We start from the raw sequence: 20,587 nt of genomic DNA on the forward strand, positions 1-20,587 counted from the left end.
GGCTGCGTCCTGCTCGGGGACGCAGCTTTCAGCGCTGCTGGTGGATTAGCCGGAAATCACTCGCCATTAAGGCGATTGCGGATTTCCTTGCCGGCTTTGAAATAGGGCACGCGCTTGGCCGGGACATCAACCGGCTCACCCGTGCGCGGGTTGCGGCCCACGCGGGCTTCACGTTCTCGCGTTGAGAAGGCACCAAAGCCGCGCAGTTCAACCCGGCCACCTTCGGCGAGGCGGTCTGCGATTTCATCAAAGAAGACGTTGACGACTTGTTCAATTTCTTCCGCGCGCAGATCGGGATTGTCTTTGTGCAACTCGTGCAACAGTTCCGAACGTATCATCTCGCCCTCCAAGCTGGGTAGCGGCCCCTACCGCCATGGGTCGGAAACTCCCGGACCCAATATGACTGCTATGGCCTAGACCCGTTAGACCCAAAAAGCTTGTAAGGATTGGCAGATTTCTGCGGGTTTCGCAAGCTGGATGCCAGTTTTTGTGACCGGTATCAGACAGGCTGAAACTTTAACCGAATGGCAAGTATAATTAGAGCTGTTCGACGAGGTCCGCTGGCTCCAGACCCAGCCGCGTCATACGCGCCCGAATCTCTGGCCATTCTTCGCGCAGGAAGTGTTCACGCTCTCGCTCGCGCAGCAATTTGGCCGCGCCTTTGACGACATACATGCCGACCCCGCGCTGCACTTCGACCATGCCGTCATTCTGGAATTGCTGATAGGCTTTGGCGACCGTGAGCGGGTTTGCCCCCTGCTCTGCCGCCAGCGCACGCACCGAAGGCAGCATCGCGCCCTCCTGATACTCACCTTGGATTATGGCCGCGGCGATCTGATCGCGCAGTTTGAGATAGACGGGTTTTGATTGGCTCATGTTTTCCTCGCGAGGTGCCTCAGTGCCATAATACAGCCATGCGCGTCAAGGCTGCTGCCTGAAACGTGACCGGCCAAACAGGGGCTTCCCTATCAAGCGTGAGCCGCTAGTGTGCGCTGCCATAAGAGCCCGCGTCAGACGGGTCAGGGATCATTTGGGGAATTGAGCTTCATGAAAGAACTGGCGCTGTGGAACTATGCCGATTGGGCAGCCTTGATCGCATCCATTACGCTGCTGGCCTTTCTGGTCACCGGCGCATGGGTGCTGAAACAGCCCAAGCAAGAGGTCTTCGGCCATCCCAAAGGCCTCTACATGCTGTTCTTCGCCGAAATGTGGGAGCGTTTCAGCTTCTACGGCATGAAGGCGCTACTGGTGCTTTATCTGACGCAGCATTGGCAATATCTTGATGGGGACGCTGTGGTGATTGTCGGGGCCTATGGCTCGCTCGTCTACATCACACCGGTCCTGGGCGGCTGGATCGCCGACAACTACCTTGGCCAGCGCAAGGCCGTGGCCTTTGGCGCAATCCTACTCACTATCGGCCACTTCTTCATGGCGTTTGAAGGGGATGGTTCAGGTTATCAGAATGACCCGACTTTGGACGTCTTCTGGCTCGCCTTGGCGTTTATCATCGTTGGATCTGGCTTCCTGAAAGCCAACATCTCAGTGCTGGTCGGACAGCTCTATTCGCGCACGGATGAGCGCCGCGACAGCGCCTATACGATCTTCTACATGGGCATCAATCTGGGCGCGCTCGCAGGGATCCTGATTGCCGCTTACATTGGTGAGACGACGGGCAGCTGGGCCTATGGCTTTGGCCTCGCGGGTCTCGGCATGCTTCTGGGCTTGATAGTGTTCGTCATCGGCAAGCCGCTGCTGCTCGGCAATGGTGAGCCGCCTGTGCCCTCCAAGCTCAAACAGAAGGTCGCTGGCGTTGGGCTGGAGCCACTGCTTTACGGCGTAGGCCTTATCGGCGTCGCTGCGATCTGGCTGCTGATCCAGTATCGCGATGTGGTGGGAGGAATGCTTATCGCATCCGGCGCAGTCCTGCTCGCTTATGTGCTGTATCTCGCCTTCAAGTTGGAGCGTGTGGCCCGCGACCGGGTGTTTGCGATGATCTTCTTCATCTTGCTGATGCCGCTGTTCTGGGGGCTGTTTGAACAAGCCGCAGGGTCGATGAACCTGTTCACTCTCGACTACGTTGACCGCGACGGTATTCCTGCCACCTTCTTCCAGTCCTTGAACTCAATCTTCATCATCCTGCTCGCTCCGCTGTTTGCGATAGCGTGGCAGTGGCTGGCCCGTCGCGGGATAGAGCCCTCCACACCCGCCAAGATGGGCCTCGGTATCGTGCAGATGGGCCTTGCCTTCGTCTTGCTGGTCTGGGGCGCGAACACTTTCAGCGTTGAGCGTGACGTCGGCGGTGAGATGGTGATGCTGATGCCGGTGTTCTTCCTGTTCGTCTTCTACTTCTTCTCAACCACGGGTGAGCTTTCGCTTTCCCCCGTTGGCCTGAGCGCCATGAACCGCCTGTCCGAAAAGCATATGGCGAGCCTGATGATGGCAGCCTTTTTCTTCGGGATCGCGGGCGGCAATTATGTCTCCGGCGCTTTGGGTTCGATCATGGGTGGCAGCGAAGGCGGCGATATGACCCGCGAAGGTGCACTCAGCGTCTATGAGGTGATGGGCTGGGTCGCGATTGTGGTCGGTGTGCTTGTCGTAATCGTCAGCCCGCTGGTCAATAAGCTGATGCATCTCGACCAGCTCAAGGATGACAATGTCAGCGACGATCTGCTGGGTCAGGACGAGGTGGGCGAGCCGGCTGCGGGGGGTATCGCTCCGGCAACGCGTTTGCCTGAGTAGGGCGCTATTCGGAGGGCTTCGCGCTCCAGTCGCCCGGCTGTTCACCCTCTGCAAACAGGTGCTCTGCGCCCCATTGCGCGAGGTCGCGATAGACCGGACCAAGCGCCCGCGCGCTGTCGGTCAGGACATAGCGCGCGCGTTTACCCTCAGGCGGATCACGCTCCATCAACCCGGCCTCTTGCAGGATTGCGAGCCGCGAGGTCAGCGCCGCGCGATTGATGCCAAGCGCCCCGACAAATTCCTCAAACCGCTCCGCCCCCAAAAACGCCTCACGCAGGATCAGCAGCACCCAGCGATCGCCGAGCACACGCGCGGCGCGGCCAATCGGGCATGGGGACCGGGAGGGCTGATAAGTCTTCATAAAGTTTGCATATCAGACTTGTGAGGGCGGCTGGCAAGAGGCATAAAGTCTGCGAATCAGACTTAAAGGAGCATAGTCCGATGCCGAACCCCCAGCACAACAGCCGTTTTGACAGCCCCGAAGCCTCAATCGAGTACATGAAGCGCGTCGCTGTCGCGAAGTCGGGTTTCTCAAATTGGCTCGCCGTTGAACCCATCACGGTTTGGCAGGGCAAGAGCGAGCTGTTGCTAGAATTGCGGCCTGAAATGACGCAGCATCACGGCTTTGCGCACGGAGCCATTGTCGGCCTGATGGCGGACAATGCCTGCGCTTGGGCGGGCGCATCGGTCGTCGGCGATGTTGTCACGGGCAGCTACACGATCAACTTCCTGCGCCCCGCACTCGGGCAAAGGTTGCGAGCCAAGGGCGAGGTCATCAAGCCGGGCAAAAGACAGGTCGTGGTGCGCGCCGACGTCTGGGCAGAGGGCGACGGAGCCGATCCAGTCCATGTCGCAACCGCGCAGGGCACTATCATTCCCACGGGGCTGGGCGGTTAGCCAAACCGCGGCGGGAGTGGTAGCCTTCGCGCCATGGACGGGACCCTACTCACACTCATCGCGGCGAACGCCGCCTTTGTCGGCTCTCATTTTGCGATGTCGCATCCTTTACGCGCGCCGATGGTCAGCGTTGTCGGGGATATGGGCTTTCAGATCGTCTATTCGGTCGTGAGCCTCGCGGCGCTCGCTTGGGTGTATTTCGCCTTCACCGCCGCTCCGCCAGCCGATCTGCCCACTTCTGGCGATGTGGGATGGATCATCGCCACCTTACTTACGCTGCCTGCCATGATCCTGCTCGCCGGTTCCTTCATCGGCAATCCCGCGCTTGGCCTCCCGGATGCCGAAGACAGCGCACGGGCCAAGCCGCGTGGCGTTTTCACCATTACCCGCCATCCGATGATGTGGGGCTTTGCGCTGTGGGCGCTGTCTCACATAGTCATTCACTGGAGCCTGCGCACGACTATCACGGCACTGGCGATGGGGCTGCTCGCGCTGGTTGGAGCAAGGATGCAGGACAAGAAGAAGCAGGTGCTGATGGGAGAGGCGTGGCGCACTTGGGAGAGCAATACGAGCTATTGGCCACGCGTCGGCGGTTTCGCGAAAGCGGGCGCATTGCCGTGGACACTCGGCCTTATTTTCTTCGTCTTCTTCAGCTGGCTTCACACGCCCATTAGCGGAATTGCCGCTGGCATCTGGCGGTGGTTCTAGCGCGCGCTTAGAGGCCTTTCTCGGCCAACCATTCGAGCTGTGAGGCTTGCGCCCCTCGCAGGAAAGTCAGGTCGTGGCCTGCGCCGGGAAAGCCGACGAAATCCGCTTGCGGATTGCTGTTCGCCAGCGCCTCTCCATGGGCATAGGGCACAACATTGTCCGCATCGCCATGCTGGACAAGGATCGGCAAATCGAGCGCCGGGAACTTGGACGCATTGTCAAAGTGATCGCGCAACAACGGCCTTACCGGGAAGATTGGCAAGGCATCGCTCGCCGCATCGGTGAGGCTGGAGAAGGGTGAGATCAGCATCAGTGCGGCCACTTCATGCTCGCTCGCCATCTGAACCGCAGTGCCTGATCCAATCGAATTGCCCGCAAGGATGGTCCGGTCCGGGGCGATATCCTGAGCGGCTAGAAACGCCATCGCCGCACGGCCGTCCTGGTAGAAGCCCTCTTCCGAAGGTTCCCCCGGATTGCCGCCATAGCCGCGATAATTGACCAGCAGCAGGCCATAACCATGCTGCGCGAGAAGACGCGTTTCGTTGGTCGCTCCCGCCAGCGATCCGCCATTGCCGTGGAACCAGACGACGGTGGGCCGCGCCGCCTCAGGCGCGCGCCAATGGGCGTTAAGGGAAAGACCGTCGGAGGTCTCCAACGTCACCGCTTCAAAGCCGGGCGCGGGCAAGTGCACTTGCTGCGGAGCGGGATAGATGAAGCGCGATTGCATAACGAACAGGATCGCCAGCATCGCTAGGTAGGCGGTCGCAAAGAAGACCAGAACCTTGATTGCAAAAGCGCCCACGCTCAGCTGCGCCCCTATTGCCCGGTGAAATTCGCGTCGCGCTTTTCGATCAGCGCCGCGACGCCTTCCGCATGATCATCGGTCGTGTGCATCATCGCCTGCGTATTGGCCGCCAGCTCCAACGCAGTGTCATAGGAGACCTGCTGACCCTGCCGCAGCAGCATCTTGGACTGGCGCAGGGAATGCGGAGGCATCTTGGCGATCTTTGCGGCCAACGCTTCAGCCTCAGCCATCAGATCATCATGCGGAACCACGCGGCTGACGAGGCCCCAATCCTGAGCCTGCTCTGCACCGATCACATCGCCGGTGTAGAACAGCTCCGAGGCGCGGCTCATTCCGATCACACGCGGCAGGATCCAGGTCCCGCCATCGCCCGGAATGATCCCGAGTTTGAGGAAGGTCACGCCGAACTTCGCCTTATCGCTCGCGATCCGGATGTCGGCGAGGCAGGCCACATCGCAACCCAGCCCAATCGCGGGACCGTTGACGGCGGCAATGACAGGCACCCTCAGAGAATGGAGCGCGCGCAGCATCATGTGGATGTTGTTGCGGTATCCGTCAGAAATCGCCGGGGTCGCGCCACCAAATGTCCCGGTCCGGTCGCGCATCGCCTTGATGTCGCCTCCGGCAGAAAAGGCCCTTCCCGCTCCCGTCAGGATCACGCAGCGCGTACCATAGTCGCGGTTGATCGCGTTGCAGACATCAGCGAACTCATCCCCATCGCCCGGCGCGCCCAGGGGGTTCATAGTCTCAGCCCGATCAATGGTGAGCGTTGTGACGGGGCCAGTCTTGGCAATCTGGAGAAGCGGCATTCGTGTTCCTTTCGCGCCCCGTACATCTGGGTCAGGCAAAGTCGTTCAGCTTATTAGCAAGGTTGCTCGCCTAATGGGAATGGAACCGCGGTCTTGCCAGTGGCTAAGCCCATGATACGAGTGAATTGGACGAATTGAAGGGAAAGGGCGCATGCCACAGGCATCGTTATTGGTGATGGCATCGCCCCTGCTTGTGGGGCCTGCTCCCGCTGCCCTGCCTGCTTCTGTCGAGGCAGCCATCCCGCCCACTCCGGCAATGACCGCTGCACCTGTCAAAGCCAGTGAGCATCTGCTGCCGATTTCCTTCGCGCTGGCCAGCCAAGAGCAGGGCCCGCCTGAAAGCGACACTTCGCAAGATCCCTCGGGAGAGGAGTCGGAGGACGAGCCGCAAGACGGAGAGACTGAAAACCAGATCATCGTCTCAGGCGAATATGGCCCGCCCGAAGGCGATCCGATGGCGGCGATCAACGAGACCAGCTACCGCGTGACCCAGCAGCTCGATCAGACCTTTGTTGAGCCGGTCGCCTATGCCTATCGCGACGGGCTGCCCGATCCGGTCCGCGATGGACTTGGCAATTTCGTGCGCAATTTGCGCGAGCCTGCCAATTTCCTCAACTTCCTGCTGCAAGGCAAAGTTGGGGACGCGTTTGAGACTTTGGGCCGGTTCGCGATCAACTCCACCATTGGGGTGGGAGGACTGTTCGATGTCGCAGGCAACGACACGTTCAAACTGCCCTATCGCCGCAACGGGTTTGCCAACACGCTTGGCTATTACGGGGTCGATAGCGGCGCCTATCTCTACCTTCCGATTGCGGGAGCGACGACGGTGCGCGATCTTGTCGGCGACACGCTGGATCAGGCGGTGCTGCCCATTGGGATTGGCAAGCCGTTCAACACGCCTGAATTCACCGTGCCGTTCTACATCGTCTCCAACCTAGACACCCGGCTGGAACTGGACGAGGAGCTGGGGCGCATTTCCGAGACGGTCGATCCTTATGCCGCCCGGCGCGACACCTACCTCTACCGCCGCGAACGCGACATTGCGCTGCTCAAAGGCGAAGAGCCACCACCGCCGCCTGATATCCTAATCGAGATCGAGCAAGGTGTGGACGCGCTGTACGAGGATGAGCCGGAGGAGCAGGGCGCAGAGGGCATCGAGCCCAGCGATGCGCCCGCGATCATGGGGGAAGCGGAGCCTCCAGCTGATCCGGCGGTCTCGGTGCTGATCACCGCGCCTAGGTCGCGTTAGTCGACCAACCCCGAAAAGGGAGACTTACGCCCGCGCCTCTTCCGCGTCGCTCGCATCGACATTGGCCGAATTATGCTTGAGCGCTTTCAGCACCGTCTCGACAATCTGCGGTGCGTTGAGGCCTGCCTCTTCGTATTGCTTGTCGGGCGAATCCTGATCCTGGAACGTATCCGGCAGGCGCATGGTGCGCACTTTCAGGCCGTTGTCCGTCAGGCCAGCGTCCGAGGCATAGGTCAGCACATGCGCGCCGAGCCCGCCAATCGCGCCTTCCTCAACCGTCACGACAACTTCATGCTCGCGCATCAGGCGTTCGATCAGATCAGTGTCGAGCGGCTTGGCAAAGCGCATATCGGCAACCGTGGTCGACAGGCCTTTGGCTTCGAGCTGGTCGGCTGCCTTCTTGGCCTCCTCCAGACGCGCGCCGAGTGACAGGATCGCAACCTTGGACCCTTCGCGCACGATCCGGCCCTTGCCGATTTCGAACTTCTCGGGAACCTCGGGCAAAGGCACACCGACGCCGCTCCCGCGCGGATAGCGGAAGGCGATGGGGCCGTCGTCATACTCGACCGCCGTGTAGGTCATGTGGACCAGTTCAGCTTCGTCCGCTGCGGCCATCACAACCATGTTGGGAAGCGTTGCCAGATAGGTGATGTCGAACGAGCCTGCATGGGTGCAGCCATCCGCTCCGACCAGACCAGCGCGGTCAATCGCGAAGCGCACGGGCAGGTTCTGGATCGCCACATCGTGCACCACTTGATCGTAGGCACGCTGCAGGAAGGTTGAGTAGATCGCGGCAAACGGACGCATGCCTTGGGCCGCAAGACCAGCCGCAAAGGTCACGCCGTGTTGCTCTGCAATGCCGACATCGAAGCTGCGTTCTGGATGCGCCTGGGCAAAGCGGTCAACGCCGGTGCCCGACGGCATTGCAGCGGTGATCGCGCAGATGCGCTTGTCGGTCTCGGCCAGCTTGGCCAGCGTGTCGCCAAAGACGTTCTGATAGGCAGGCGGCCCGGCAGAGCCTTTCTGCTTCTCCCCCGTCACCACGTTAAATTTGGGCACGCCGTGATATTTGTCGTCGCTTTCTTCAGCGGGTTTGTAGCCCTTGCCCTTCTCCGTCACGACATGGATCAGCACAGGGCCTTCCGAGGTGTCGCGAACATTCTCCAGCACCGGGATAAGGTGGTCGAGATTGTGGCCGTCAATCGGGCCGACGTAGTAGAAGCCCAGCTCCTCAAACAGAGTGCCGCCCGTGACCATGCCGCGAGTGTATTCCTCTGCTTTGCGCACGCCTTCGTGGACGCGGCGGCTCATCTTCTGGATCGCGCGGCTCGCAAGGCTGCGAATGCCGAGATATTCGCTGCTCGAGACCATGCGCGCGAGATAGGCCGAGAGTCCTCCGACCGGAGGCGCGATCGACATATCGTTGTCGTTCAGGATCACAACCAGGCGATTGCCGGCTTCTGCGGCGTTGTTCATCGCCTCATAGGCCATGCCAGCGCTCATCGCGCCGTCCCCGATCACGGCAATGCCGCGGCCCGGCTTGTCATTGAGCTTGTTTGCAATCGCAAAGCCCAAAGCGGCAGAGATCGAGGTCGAGGAGTGCGCCGCGCCAAACGGGTCGTATTCGCTCTCCGCGCGCTTGGTGAAGCCCGAAAGCCCGCCGCCCTGACGGATCGTGCGGATGCGGTCGCGCCGTCCGGTGATGATCTTATGCGGGTAACATTGGTGCCCCACGTCCCAGATCAGCTTGTCGTCGGGCGTGTTGAACACATAGTGGATCGCCACGGTGAGCTCGACCACGCCGAGCCCGGATCCAAGGTGCCCGCCTGAGACGCTGACCGCGTCGATCATCTCGGCGCGCAATTCGTCAGAAAGCTGGCGAAGTTGCTCTGGCTTGAGTTTGCGAAGCTGATCCGGCGTCGGCACCAGATCGAGCAGCGGAGTATCAGGTGTGTGACTCATAAGTGAAAGCCCTACACCTTTGAATCGTGCCTGTCGATGAACGGTTTACGACTGAAATCAGCGTCTTTGAGGGTGATCGGGACAGTTTTTCCTTACAATTGGGAGTGTCCGAACGGCCTGACGAAAACGAGTCGCTGGAACCGGACCGCGCGCAAATGGGTTGTTGTGCCAAGGGGGATAGACAGCCGTGCACCGTCGAACATTTATCAAAGCGGCAGGAACGCTCTCAGCTCTTTCCGCATCATCGCCCTTGGTCGCCTCGCCTGCCTTACAGACAGCGCCAAAGCGGCACTTCGTCCTTGTCCACGGGACATGGCATGGTGGGTGGTGCTGGCAATGGGTTGCGCCGCTGCTCGAAGCGGCGGGGCACAAAGTGACCACACCCACGCTCACCGGATGCGGGGAACGCAGGCATTTGATCGGGCCAGAGGTGGGCCTCGACACCCACATCGCTGACATTGTGAACGCGGTGGAGTTTGCCGGTGCTGAGGAGGTCGTGCTGGTCGGTCACTCTTTCTCAGGCCTCACCATTACCGGCGTCGCCGACATCTTGCGCGAGAGGATCAAGCACCTTGTCTTCTTCGACGCCCTGATCCCCACAGCCGAGCGCCGCGCGGCGGTCATGCGCGATCCTGAAACGGGTGAGTATCCCGATTGGTGGTTGGCGCGCGAAGCGAAGTTCGAAGATGGCTACAAGATGAGCTTTTGGGAGGACTATGACGTCCGCATGCTCGTCCCCGAGGATGATGCGCGCAACATTGCGCTGCTAAAGCGCTACCTCACCTGGCATCCGGCCAAACAATGGACCGATGAGCTTCGGCTACAAGACGGCGGATGGGAAGGCCTACCCCGAACCTGCATCCATGCGGTCGGGCAGACCTATCGCCGCTCGTCAGAGGAAATGGTCGGGCCGGGGCGCGGGCCGGGTTGGAACTTTGTCGAGTTGGATGTCGCGCGCAACGGGTTCATGACCGACCCGCCGCGCGTGGCAGAGGCGCTGCTAGCCCTAAGCTAATCTGCTGCCTGCGCTGCGTCTTCACCCCCGCGATAGCCAAAGATAAATCCGCCCACCCGGTCGCCTGAACCGCCCGAGCCGGGCTCTGCACGCTGCATGCAGCCAGGGCCGACAAAGTCAGCCGTTTGACCGTTTGAGCCGATGATCGAGAGCCGCTCGCCATCCTCAAGACAGATGCGAGTCTCTTCGGTGATTTCAGTTCTGCGCGGATATTCTTCCAAGATTCTGGGAGACCCACTTGCGACAAGATAAGTCACAGGAGGACGTGTCGACGCTTCAACTGGTGCCGGCGGGGGCGGGGGCGGTGGAGAAGTTGGCGCAGTGACGCAGGCGCTAGCTGCCAAAGCTGCAGCGCTTACAACTGCCATTCTCAATCCCTGAGCGGTGGTATCACTTCGATCGCAGAACATAGACTTCCCCTTTGGCGATGGATTCTATCCGATGCTCCAGCGCGATGACGGCAGGATCGTCCGAGTGCGATGCCTTGATAACCCGCCACGCTTCGCTTTCGCCAACTTCAAGCTTTTCGATAGCAGAATTCCAATCCTCGGCCAATTGCGCGCGGCCCTCTGGCAAAGGCTCGTAGAGAGCGATCCCAGTCGCTACGCCCGACATCGCAACCTTGCCTAGCGCGCGATAGGCAAAGTCAGGAGCAGCCTCGCGCACAGCTTCCGACACCAGAATGTCGGTGCCGGTCTGCTTGTTTGCGCTTTCGAGCCGGGCGGCGATGTTCATGGCATCGCCCATAGCGGTGTATTGCATACGGTTGGTGCCGCCGAAATTGCCGACAATGACCTCTCCGCGATGGATGCCGATGCGCGTCTTGCCGAGCGCGACGCCATATTTTGCCTGCGCCCGCGCGGTGATCGCGGCGCTCTCTTCCTGCATGGCGAGAGCGCAGGCGACAGCCCGCTCGGTATCATCTTCCCGCGCATAGGGCGCACCCCAGAAAGCAACAATCGCATCGCCGACATATTTGTCGAGCGTACCGCCATGCTTGAGGACAATCTCGCTCATCGCGTCGAGATAGGCATTGAGGATTTCAGCCGTCTGGCGCGGATCGCGGCCGTGGCAGAACTGCGTGAACCCCTCAAGGTCAGTGAACATCAGCGTCAGATCGCGCTCTTCGCCTTTGAGTTCGAGGCTCTTGGGATCCTCAAGAATCTGTCCCGCCACGCCCGCTGGCACGAAACGGCCCAGCGCGCCGCGTGCAAAGGCTCGCTCCTCGCTCGACTGGTCGCGCCGCGCCGAAGCAACCGCAAAATAAGCGATGATCCATGTGAGGCCGAGGCCCAATAGCGGCAGGCCCAGAATATCAAACCCAGCCGCATCAATCGCCACCGGCAGAGCGGCAAAGCCAACCACCTGCGCCCCGCCGAGCATCAGGAGCAGGATCAACCGCCGCTCAATGAAAGCAGTCGCTCCGGCAAGCAGAATGCTCGCCAGCGTCAATCCGACGATCCAAGCTACCCCAAGCGGGGGCGGGAAGTCCTCATCGAGCGCTTGGCGCAGCATATGCGCATGGACGCTCACCCCCGCGACGCGGCCATAGCCACCAATCCGCGTGACAGGCGTCGCAAGCTGGTCTGCACCAAACGTGTCCGCTCCGATCAGGACGATGCGGCCCGTCAGAACCTGCGCGAAGAAGCCCGCGCCGAAAGCGTCCTCTCCGCCCAGTTCGCTTATCGGAATACGCGGGAACATGCCGTTCACAGGCCTGATAGTGGCAAGCCCGCTGCGCTCGATCCATTTGGAATCAGGCACGCGGTATCGGATCGCACCAGAATAGCTGCGCGTCTCGTCAGGCAGGCCCGCCAGCGCTCGCGCAAGCAGCGGAGCCGCCTCGTCCGACATGGCTGGCCAATTGCGTGCCACCAGAGCGCTGCCAACACCAATGGCGGGCGAGACGGGCCGGACATTGCTGCCCTCTAACGCGGCCCAGAAGGCTTCTTGGTCCGCGCGCGCTTCCTCATCGATGGAGATATCCCAATAGGTCGCGCCATCGGCCTCTGGGTCGGCGTAGACGATGTAAACGGGCACAGGCACGCTCCGCAGAGCCTCTACCAGAAGTGGGGTCTGATCGTTCGCTTGTATGAAGGCCATGTCGAGCGCGATGGCGCGCGGATTGACGCTGGCGATTTCGGTGATGGCTTCGGCCAGCAGAGCGCGGTCCACCGGGCTCGTTTGCTGCGTCTTGCGCGCGACCGCATCGTCATAGACGACCAGCGTAATGTCGGGATCTTCGTGAGTCCGCTCTGCCAAAACATAGCGATAGGCATCGTGGATCGTCAGTTCGAGATCAGCGCTCGCCGGCAAAAGCGGGGTGAGGAATGGCAGTGCAAAGGCCAGCGCCAACAGCACAGGCAGCCGCAGCAACCAGCGGCTCTTGCGTTTGAGATGTTCCATTGCCCCCGACACTGTAAGCAGGGCTAGCGCAGAGCGATCAGCTTGTCATCGGGAAGATGGATACGCGAAGATCGATACGCCAAGATCGTCACGAGCAATCGCGGCACTTCCCGCGTATCTCCATCACCGGGCGGCTGGCCTCGAATTCATGGCCCTTGGCCAGCTGCCGCATCGCTTTGCTGACCTCTGCATCATCGACATGGCTCGCCTCTCCGCATGTGTCGCAGACCAGGAAGATGCAATCATGGACATCGCCGGGATGGGTGCTGGCGAGAAAGGCGTTGGAGCTTTCGATACGCAGGGCAAGGCCGTGCTCCACGAACAGGTCGAGGATGCGATAGATCGAGTTTGCGGCGACGCGTTTGCCCAGACGTTTGGAGACATCCTCTGCGATTGTGTAGGCGGAGACGGGGTGCCCGCCGCGCGCCAGCTCGGCAAAGACGGTTTCGCGCATATCAGTCCACTGAGCGCCCGCTGAGACCAGAGCCTCACGCGCGGCTTTGATCAGCTCTTCGCTGGATTTCTTGTGCTGGCAGTGGGAGTGCGTCGTCGCCATGTCTCAGACATAGTCGGGGCCTGCGCGCTTTTCCAGTCAGACTGCATCGATCACTTGGCGTCGGCGAGGAACTCAGAGCGATAGTCGCGCGGGAACATCTGCCTCAGCGCCCGCACCTTGGGTGCATCCCAGCGCACGATATAGGCGCTGCGCGGATTGTTGAGCATGTAGTCTTGGTGATAGCCTTCTGCGGGATAGAAAGTTCGCATCCGCTCAATTTTGGTGACAATCGGATCGCCCCAAATGCCAGAGCGCTCCATCTGCGCAAGGTAAGCCCGCGCCACGGCGCGCTGCTCATCATTGGTGGGGACCAGAGCGGTGCGGTAATGCGCACCGACATCCGGGCCTTGGCGGTTCAGCAGAGTGGGATCGGCAACGACGGAAAAGAAGATGCGCAGCAATTCATCATAGCGGATGACGTAGGGGTCATAGGTGATCCGCACGCTTTCGGCATGCTGAGTGCCGCCTGCAATGATGCGGTTGTAGGTCGCCGTCTGGCGGGAGCCGCCGTGATAGCCGGATTCCGCAGATCGCACGCCCTTCACATGGCTGAAGACGCCCTCGACACCCCAGAAGCAGCCGCCCGCAAAGATCGCAGTTTTCAGCCCAGCTCCTTCACGCGCGATGCGTTCAGCGGCCGGGGCATTGACCGGCTTATCAAGAGCAGCAGCTGGGGTGGTAAGGGTCGCGGCGCTGAAAGCCGCAGCAAGAGCGAGCAGGATACGCTTCATAGGGTGCTATTCTCCGAGGGGTTCGATGATGAACTCGCTCGCAGGCGCTGGAGTTGTCGACGTTTGAACCTCAGCAGCATTTGCCGGGCTGGCCAGATTGTGGCCCCAATCACCAATCGTCGCCGCGCCAACCACAAGCCCTCCGGCGATGAAGCCAAAGGCGAAATTGCGGTAAAGGTCTGGGGCGAAGAGGTTCATGTTCTTGTCTCTTTAACTCAGCGTTTTGTGTCTTTGTCGCCTGTGTCGGGCGTTGCTTGATGTCCAACTATGGACCCCGCGCTTGCGCCATTATGAACGAGGTGTTCCTGCGACAATTCGTTACGTGGTCGTTCTTAGTTACGGACCAACCTCAAAAAAGTTGTCCGAGCCCAAGGCGGCCTTTCTCTTAGGTGCGCGTTAACCATAAATATTTCGTGAATGTGGTGGGGGGGGGGAAAGGAAGGGAGTCTTTGTTTGCGCACCTGCATCCGCAGGCGCGATATCCTCGCTCATGCGACCTAAAGGTCGCGTCGCTGCGGGCGGGCGGTCGCCCTTTCGGACCCTGTCGGGTCCGTGCTCCGCGATTACTCAGCGACGTTGTGCAGGGAAACTTGGCGCAAACCTCTTGCTTGGCTCTGATCGCGAGCCGAAGGCGAGCCAGCGCGCGACCGCGCGCCGCCGCTTATGCGGCGAAGCCAAGCGGGCCGGATGGCCCGCGCCCGGCGTTTGAGGGCGCAAACAAACAACTCCCGGATGGGGTGCGCAAAACAATCAATGCCTAAAATGCCGCATCCCAGTGAAAACCATGGCGAGCCCGGCCTCATCAGCCGCTGCGATGACTTCCTCATCGCGGATTGATCCGCCGGGTTGGATCACAGCCGTTGCGCCCGCTTCGGCGGCTGAGATCAAACCGTCGGCGAAGGGGAAGAACGCATCGGAAGCAACCGCGCTGCCGACCGTCTTGGGCTCGGCCCATTCATAGGTTTCGGCGCCTTCCTTCGCCTTGATTGCGGCGATGCGAGCAGAATCGCGGCGGTTCATTTGGCCAGCGCCGATGCCAGCGGTCGCGCCGTCCTTGGCATAGACGATGGCGTTGGATTTGACATGACGCGCGACGGTCCAGGCGAAGAAGCAGTCCTTCAGCTCCTGCGGCGTCGGCTCGCGTTTGGTCACGACCTTGAGGTCAGCCTCGGAGACCGCGCCGTTGTCGCGGCCCTGAATCAGCATGCCACCAGCAATGGTCTTCATGAAGAAGCCGCCCCGGCGCGGATCGGGCAGAGTGCCGCATTCCAGCACGCGCAGGTTCTTCTTCTTGGCAAAGATTTCGCGCGCTTCGGGGCTGACCTTGGGCGCGATGATGACTTCGGTGAAGATGCTCGCGATCGCTTCAGCGGTGGGGCCATCCAGCTCGACATTGACCGCGACGATCCCGCCAAAGGCCGAGACGCTGTCGCATTGCAGCGCGGCTTCCCACGCTTCGAGGAGCGTCGCGCCTTGCGCCACACCGCAAGGATTCGCGTGTTTGACGATGACGACAGCGGGATCGCTACCGGCAAACTCCGCCGCCAGCTCCAAAGCCGCATCCGCATCGTTCAAATTGTTGTAGCTGAGCGCCTTGCCCTGCAATTGCTCAGCCTGCGGGACGCCATTCGTGCCCGTAACCTGCGGGACATAGATCGCTGCCGACTGATGCGGGTTCTCGCCATAGCGCAAAGTGTCCGAGCGCTTGAAGGCGAGCGGCATTGTGTCGGTGAAGGGTGTCGCCTTCAGCGCTTCTGGTCCCAGCGGGTTGTTGAAGGCATCGCCAAAGGCAAACCAGTTCGCAATCGCCGCATCGTAGGCCGCTGTGCGCGCATAGGCCTTGCCCGCCATGCGGATGCGGAACGCCTGTGACGTCGCCCCGTCATTTGCGTCGAGTTCCTCGAGCAGCTCGGCATAATCCGCCGCGTCAGTCATAATCGTCACGAAGCCATGATTCTTTGCTGCCGAGCGCACCATTGACGGCCCGCCAATGTCGATATTCTCGATGATCTCCTGCCGCTCCGCGCCCTTCGCAACGGTCGCTTCAAATGGGTAGAGATTGACCACGACGAGATCGATCGCGCCGATTTCGTGAGCCTCCATCGCTGCGACATGTTCGTCATTATCGCGCAGAGCCAGCAAGCCGCCATGGACCTTGGGGTGGAGCGTCTTGACCCGTCCGTCCATCATCTCAGGGAAACCGGTGAGGTCGGAGACATCGCGCACTTCCAGCCCCGCCTCGCGCAAAGTGCGCGCCGTGCCCCCGGTGCTGACCAACTCAACGCCCCTTGCTGCCAGAGCCGCGCCCAGTTCCGCCAAACCGGTCTTGTCGGACACCGAAAGCAGCGCCCGCTTAATCACCGTCTCACTCATCTTTGATGCCTACCTTAAACTAGCCCATTTTCTTGAGCAGCCACGAAAACTGCCCGCCGCCGCGCGATGTCAGCCCTTCGATCACCAATTGCTCGGTTGCATGCGGTTTGCCCTCGCCGTCAACCCACAGGCTGTCCTCACAGCGCAGTTTGACTTCTTCGCCATCGGCCTCTGCGCCGCCCATGCCTCCAGTCGTGCGCAGCCGGAATTGCCACAGCTTGCCGTCAGGGGTGAGCAGGCTCGCCCCGCGCTGATCCTGCGACAGATGCGCCTCAACCCCGCGCCCCAGATGGAAGCGGATGGCAAAGCCAACTTTGCCACGCTTGCCTTTGCGGCTGACGGGCAGGAGGATGTCTTCGCCCGACAATTCGCTGCCATCGCTGGCGAGCGAGAGGATGCGGCTATGCGTCAGGCCAAAGCGGGTGGCATAGCCATCATGGCTTGCCTCAACCCGGGTGGCTTCGCGGCCATGGCGCTGCATCAGGCGGCGCTCGACTTCAACTGTCTCGACGCCGCGGCCAAGCTTGCCGTGAAGGAGGACGGCGGTGGAGTTTGCATCGTCGAGCACCAATGAGGAATGCGCGGCGGTTGCGCGCAGACCCTGACCGATCCGCGCCGGGACCAGACCGCCCGCCAGCGCCGCTCCGCCGCAATTGACGATCACGCGGGAAGGCCCGTCGGAAAGCTCGAACGCAAGGGTCGAAGCACAGCCGCAACGCGCATGACGCGAACGCGGTGGCGGCCCGGCGTCAAACTGCACCACCGTCTTATTGGCCCGCAGGCGTTGGAAACCCCAATGCTGCGGTTCGTTAAGAGGCCTGGTGCGGATGCCCGTGGCGGCAATCAGGCTGGCCACGCGGTCCGCTGAAATCGCGCCCTGTCCCTGCCAATTGCCAATCGCACCATCGCCGTGACGCAGCGCCAGCAGCGGAGGCACCAGCAGCTCGCGCATGACATAGATCGCATCTGGAGCCTCTTGCTCAACCGCATCGTAGCAAGCGATGAGGTGGGTGAGGATGCGGATCGCCTCCATCTGCGCTGCCGGACAGCGTGAGAGATTGCCGCCATCCTCGGCCACCATCTCACCCAGCGCCTTGATCAGAGCCGCTTCGCCATACAGCCGACGCGGGCGGCCTTCAGGAAGTAGCAAGCCTGCTGCCGTGACCGCCGCCCAACCAGCGACCTGACCCAGCCCAGCGCCAGCACGGCGCGATTGTTTTTCGAGCCACGGGGCGGTTTCCTCAATGGCTTTGAGCAGCCTTGGCTTCAGCGCGCCATCCTGACCTGCCAGCACTAGCGGTGCGTGAACCAGCCAAGCGAGCAGGCGCAGGCCTGCATGCTCAGTCGACCACGCCGCCCCTTTGCCCGTGCCGCGCGGGACAGTCTCATTGGCGTCAAGCCACAGGCCGGTGATCCGCTCCGCAATGGCGATGCAGTCTTCGCGCGGCGCGCTTGCCGCCAGATCATCAAGCCATGAGAAAGAATGAACCGCCCGCTCAAGCCCGGGGCTGAGATGCGCGTTGCTCCCAAAGTCGAGCGCGCTGATCGGCTGTTTGACGCCATGAACCAGGAAGTGCCCAGCGCGTAGAGCCACGCCAGCAGCCCGGTCGCCTGTCACCGGGCTCTCCACCGTCGCCAGCATGCGGATGGCCGAAGCGCGGCGGAAAGGCGCGGCGAGGGCGTGGCCCGGCACGCCGATGCGATAGGCAAAGCGGATCAGCGCCTCACCCGGCTTCGCGCGCGGTGCAATGACGTCGGTCAGCGCAAGGGCGCGGCCTGCAGGGATCGGCTCACCGGAGGGGTCGTGGGCGTCCTCATCCCCGCCGCCTGCCGTACTCAGGGGTTCTTCGCCGGTGCCAAGCCCAATGGCCTGACCGTCGGCGGGTTGGTCACCCTTGCTGACCTCTTCAAATTCGGCCTCGAGCGGTTCTTTGCTGAACAAGCTCGCCATATCAGCCCTCACCCTTCAGCGCGGCGATGTTGCGGGCGTAGTGATCGGGGCCGCCTTTGAAGGTGGCAGAGCCTGCGACCAGCACATCGGCGCCCGCCTCAACGCAAAGCTTGGCCGTTTCGGGGTTCACCCCGCCATCGACCTCTAGGTGGATATCGCGGCCCGTCGCCTCAATCATGCTGCGAATGCGGCGGATCTTGTCGAGCTGTGAGGGGATGAAGCTCTGCCCGCCAAAGCCGGGATTGACGCTCATCACCAGCACCAGGTCAACCAGGTCCATCAGATTGTCGAGCACTTCAACCGGCGTGCCCGGATTGATCACCGCGCCCGCTTTCTTGCCCAGCCCACGGATCGCTTGCAGCGTGCGGTGGACGTGCGGGCCTGCCTCTGGGTGAACGGTGATGATATCCGCACCGGCCTCTGCAAACGCCTCCAGATAGGCGTCGACCGGAGAGATCATCAGGTGGACGTCGAAAATCTTGTCCGTATGCGGGCGCAGGGCCTTCACGACGTCGGGGCCGATCGTGATGTTGGGGACAAAGTGCCCATCCATGACGTCGATATGGATCCAGTCCGCCCCTGCCGCGTCGACAGCGCGCACCTCTTCACCAAGCCGAGCAAAATCGGCGGAAAGGATGCTGGGAGAGATAAGCGGAGCTGGCATGGTTAAGGCGGCGCACCTTGTTAGTTTGTGAAGCCATACTCCGCGCGCGAATCGGGCAGCAAGCGCAGCCGACACTCTTTTCCCCGCCCTTTTCGCACGCGCACACCTGTCTTAACGGCACCCAAGCCCCTCAGTTCAGGCGGAATTCAGGCCATTTCGCCCATATCAGCGCCAGATTAGGGCGGCTTCGCACATTTGAGATGATACAAGCTTGTGGCTGAGACAGGCTGATTTTTGCCGCGAAACAGACGGATGGATAGGCGTTAAGACTATGGCTTTCACACCTAAGAGCATGACTCTGGCAGCAGGCGCTGCGGCTTTGTTGGCGCTCGGCTCGGCTGCGCCCAGCGCGCCTGTCCATGCGCAAGCGTCGAGCAATTCGGATTATCGCAACATCATCTCGAACAATATGCGCGCCTGCGCTCCGGGAGCGGGCCCAGCGATCCGCGTGACGATCAACGGCGTCAAAAGCGCCTCAGGCAAAGTGCGGGTGCAGGTCTATAACGGCACAAGCGCCGATTGGCTGGAGAGCGGGCGCTGGCTCAACCGGGTTGAGCTGCCTGCGCGGCGCGGGCGCATGACTGTGTGCTTGCCGGTGCCCTCCAGCGGCAATTATGCGGTGGCCGTGCGCCACGACGTCAACGGCAATAACGAAACCGATATCCGCACCGATGGCGGCGCGATGTCGAACAATCCTTCGATCAATATCTTCAACCTGGGCAAGCCGGGGATCGACAAGACCCGCTTCCGCGCAGGCGACGGGGTCACGTCGATCGCGATCACGATGAAGTATATGACCTAGGGCTTCGCGTTCTTGCGGTGCTTCCTGAGCGCCCACAGGACTGACGGCGCAGCGAGCACGGGATATTTCTCACGAAATGGCGTCACTTCGACCGCCATTCCGGTGTGACGCTCAATTTTCCACGCTGCATATTTGGCCGCGCCTTCAAACGTCGTCGAGGCCTTGAGGAGCCGCGCGAAATTGAGCGGTTTGCCCATCCGTTGACGATGCGACCACCACTTGGCGATGCGCTGGCGCTCAGTCGCAGCAAGGCTGGGGGTGAGGCGGCCACCGTCTTTGGCCCCGCTTTGGGTGAAGGCAATCCCCGCAGCCTTCAACGCCAGTGGCAGGAGGCCTGCAAAATGATCGGCGTTGACGCTGAGGATGTCGTTCTCGCGCCCTGATTTCTCGACCCGGAACTCCGCCTTGTAGGTCGCCTGGAACAGCGCGCGCCAATAGGCCTCCGGCGTGCCCGTTGCAGGGCCCAAGGCCACCGCGAGCCGCGCGGCGGTCATGGCAGCAGCGCAGATGGCGTCCGTCACCTCTGCACGCGCTGCATCGTCGCTCTGCCAGACCAGCGCACAAGGCTGGACAAAGCGCGCCCAGATCGTCGTGTCGGTCAGCTCTCCCGAAGCGGCCCGCGCAAAGGTCGATAGCGCCATGGTCGCAACCTTGGCGCGCAAAGTATCCTCGCCGTGCGGGCGCTCATGATAACTCACACGCGGCCAGATTTTGGAGGTCTCCTCCCCCGGCAGCAGGACGTAGAAGTCGAGCACGCCTTCAAGCGAGCCTGCCCGCAGGTTTGACCCATAGAACAGCACCGCTGCAGCGCCCGCATCGCGCGCCAGGCTTTCCGCAAACTCACGCACAGCGGGGTCTACGCCTGCATCAAGCCGCTGTGCAATCCGGGTTTCGAGAGTGTCGGGAAGCTCCGCCATAGC

21 protein-coding genes are annotated in these 20,587 nt (G+C 61.5%); 6 read left to right on the forward strand and 15 right to left on the reverse strand.

The window, feature by feature from the left end:
* Window positions 1-56 precede the first annotated feature (56 nt).
* Window positions 57-338, reverse strand: a complete 282-nt coding sequence (locus AC0V6X_RS12930) for an integration host factor subunit beta (protein ID WP_486184957.1) — start codon at window positions 336-338, stop codon at window positions 57-59.
* Window positions 339-537: 199 nt separating this feature from the next.
* Window positions 538-876 carry a GntR family transcriptional regulator gene (locus AC0V6X_RS12935; protein ID WP_486184958.1) on the reverse strand — a complete coding sequence of 113 codons (339 nt, stop codon included), beginning with the start codon at window positions 874-876 and terminating at the stop codon, window positions 538-540.
* Between the two features lie 171 nt (window positions 877-1,047).
* Between AC0V6X_RS12935 and AC0V6X_RS12940 the strand changes: the two genes are divergently transcribed.
* Complete coding sequence (locus AC0V6X_RS12940) at window positions 1,048-2,739, forward strand: peptide MFS transporter (protein ID WP_486184959.1); 1,692 nt, start codon at window positions 1,048-1,050, stop codon at window positions 2,737-2,739.
* 4 nt (window positions 2,740-2,743) lie between these two features.
* Here the strand turns inward: AC0V6X_RS12940 and AC0V6X_RS12945 are convergent, their stop codons facing one another.
* A complete protein-coding gene (locus tag AC0V6X_RS12945; protein WP_486184960.1) occupies window positions 2,744-3,100 on the reverse strand; it encodes a winged helix-turn-helix transcriptional regulator in 357 nt (118 codons plus the stop codon).
* Window positions 3,101-3,180: 80 nt separating this feature from the next.
* On the opposite strand from AC0V6X_RS12945, the gene AC0V6X_RS12950 reads away from it, so the two are divergent.
* Together AC0V6X_RS12950 and AC0V6X_RS12955 are read left to right on the forward strand one after the other, a co-directional pair.
* Complete coding sequence (locus tag AC0V6X_RS12950) at window positions 3,181-3,636, forward strand: PaaI family thioesterase (RefSeq protein ID WP_486184961.1); 456 nt, start codon at window positions 3,181-3,183, stop codon at window positions 3,634-3,636.
* A 33-nt stretch (window positions 3,637-3,669) separates the two neighbouring features.
* Window positions 3,670-4,344 (forward strand): NnrU family protein, encoded by a 675-nt coding sequence (locus tag AC0V6X_RS12955; RefSeq protein ID WP_486184962.1) that lies wholly within the window; start codon window positions 3,670-3,672, stop codon window positions 4,342-4,344.
* Window positions 4,345-4,351: 7 nt separating this feature from the next.
* Here AC0V6X_RS12955 and AC0V6X_RS12960 read toward each other — a convergent pair whose 3' ends face one another.
* A complete protein-coding gene (locus tag AC0V6X_RS12960) occupies window positions 4,352-5,146 on the reverse strand; it encodes an alpha/beta hydrolase (protein ID WP_486184963.1) in 795 nt (264 codons plus the stop codon).
* 14 nt (window positions 5,147-5,160) lie between these two features.
* Window positions 5,161-5,958: a crotonase/enoyl-CoA hydratase family protein gene (locus AC0V6X_RS12965; RefSeq protein ID WP_486184964.1), complete on the reverse strand. Its 798-nt coding sequence runs from the start codon at window positions 5,956-5,958 to the stop codon at window positions 5,161-5,163.
* Between the two features lie 151 nt (window positions 5,959-6,109).
* Between AC0V6X_RS12965 and AC0V6X_RS12970 the strand changes: the two genes are divergently transcribed.
* Window positions 6,110-7,207, forward strand: coding sequence for an MlaA family lipoprotein (locus AC0V6X_RS12970; RefSeq protein WP_486184965.1), 1,098 nt, complete (start codon window positions 6,110-6,112; stop codon window positions 7,205-7,207).
* Between the two features lie 24 nt (window positions 7,208-7,231).
* Here AC0V6X_RS12970 and dxs read toward each other — a convergent pair whose 3' ends face one another.
* Window positions 7,232-9,169, reverse strand: coding sequence for a 1-deoxy-D-xylulose-5-phosphate synthase (gene dxs / locus AC0V6X_RS12975; protein ID WP_486184966.1), 1,938 nt, complete (start codon window positions 9,167-9,169; stop codon window positions 7,232-7,234).
* Window positions 9,170-9,356: 187 nt separating this feature from the next.
* Here dxs and AC0V6X_RS12980 point away from each other — a divergent pair, with 187 nt between their 5' ends.
* On the forward strand, window positions 9,357-10,184 hold the full coding sequence (locus tag AC0V6X_RS12980) for an alpha/beta fold hydrolase (protein WP_486184967.1): 828 nt from the start codon (window positions 9,357-9,359) through the stop codon (window positions 10,182-10,184).
* Here AC0V6X_RS12980 and AC0V6X_RS12985 read toward each other — a convergent pair.
* The 8 genes from AC0V6X_RS12985 to rpe form a co-directional block, all read right to left on the reverse strand.
* Window positions 10,181-10,405, reverse strand: a complete 225-nt coding sequence (locus AC0V6X_RS12985; protein ID WP_486184968.1) for a hypothetical protein — start codon at window positions 10,403-10,405, stop codon at window positions 10,181-10,183. The two genes, AC0V6X_RS12980 and AC0V6X_RS12985, sit on opposite strands and share 4 nt — an antisense overlap.
* 169 nt (window positions 10,406-10,574) lie before the next feature.
* Window positions 10,575-12,590 carry a CHASE2 domain-containing protein gene (locus AC0V6X_RS12990; RefSeq protein WP_486184969.1) on the reverse strand — a complete coding sequence of 672 codons (2,016 nt, stop codon included), beginning with the start codon at window positions 12,588-12,590 and terminating at the stop codon, window positions 10,575-10,577.
* 88 nt (window positions 12,591-12,678) lie between these two features.
* A complete protein-coding gene (locus AC0V6X_RS12995; protein ID WP_486184970.1) occupies window positions 12,679-13,146 on the reverse strand; it encodes a Fur family transcriptional regulator in 468 nt (155 codons plus the stop codon).
* 50 nt (window positions 13,147-13,196) lie between these two features.
* Window positions 13,197-13,877, reverse strand: a complete 681-nt coding sequence (gene msrA / locus AC0V6X_RS13000) for a peptide-methionine (S)-S-oxide reductase MsrA (protein ID WP_486184971.1) — start codon at window positions 13,875-13,877, stop codon at window positions 13,197-13,199.
* Window positions 13,878-13,883: 6 nt separating this feature from the next.
* Window positions 13,884-14,075: a hypothetical protein gene (locus AC0V6X_RS13005; RefSeq protein WP_486184972.1), complete on the reverse strand. Its 192-nt coding sequence runs from the start codon at window positions 14,073-14,075 to the stop codon at window positions 13,884-13,886.
* Window positions 14,076-14,627: 552 nt separating this feature from the next.
* Window positions 14,628-16,250: a bifunctional phosphoribosylaminoimidazolecarboxamide formyltransferase/IMP cyclohydrolase gene (purH, locus tag AC0V6X_RS13010; protein ID WP_486184973.1), complete on the reverse strand. Its 1,623-nt coding sequence runs from the start codon at window positions 16,248-16,250 to the stop codon at window positions 14,628-14,630.
* A 19-nt stretch (window positions 16,251-16,269) separates the two neighbouring features.
* Window positions 16,270-18,201, reverse strand: a complete 1,932-nt coding sequence (locus AC0V6X_RS13015) for a heparinase II/III family protein (RefSeq protein ID WP_486184974.1) — start codon at window positions 18,199-18,201, stop codon at window positions 16,270-16,272.
* Between the two features lies 1 nt (window position 18,202).
* Window positions 18,203-18,865 (reverse strand): ribulose-phosphate 3-epimerase, encoded by a 663-nt coding sequence (gene rpe / locus AC0V6X_RS13020; protein WP_486184975.1) that lies wholly within the window; start codon window positions 18,863-18,865, stop codon window positions 18,203-18,205.
* A 271-nt stretch (window positions 18,866-19,136) separates the two neighbouring features.
* Between rpe and AC0V6X_RS13025 the strand changes: the two genes are divergently transcribed.
* Window positions 19,137-19,667: a DUF2141 domain-containing protein gene (locus tag AC0V6X_RS13025; protein ID WP_486184976.1), complete on the forward strand. Its 531-nt coding sequence runs from the start codon at window positions 19,137-19,139 to the stop codon at window positions 19,665-19,667.
* Here AC0V6X_RS13025 and AC0V6X_RS13030 read toward each other — a convergent pair.
* Window positions 19,664-20,584, reverse strand: a complete 921-nt coding sequence (locus tag AC0V6X_RS13030; RefSeq protein WP_486184977.1) for a hypothetical protein — start codon at window positions 20,582-20,584, stop codon at window positions 19,664-19,666. The genes AC0V6X_RS13025 and AC0V6X_RS13030 overlap by 4 nt on opposite strands.
* Window positions 20,585-20,587 lie beyond the last annotated feature (3 nt).

It is taken from the genome of Erythrobacter sp. S267, assembly GCF_057365045.1.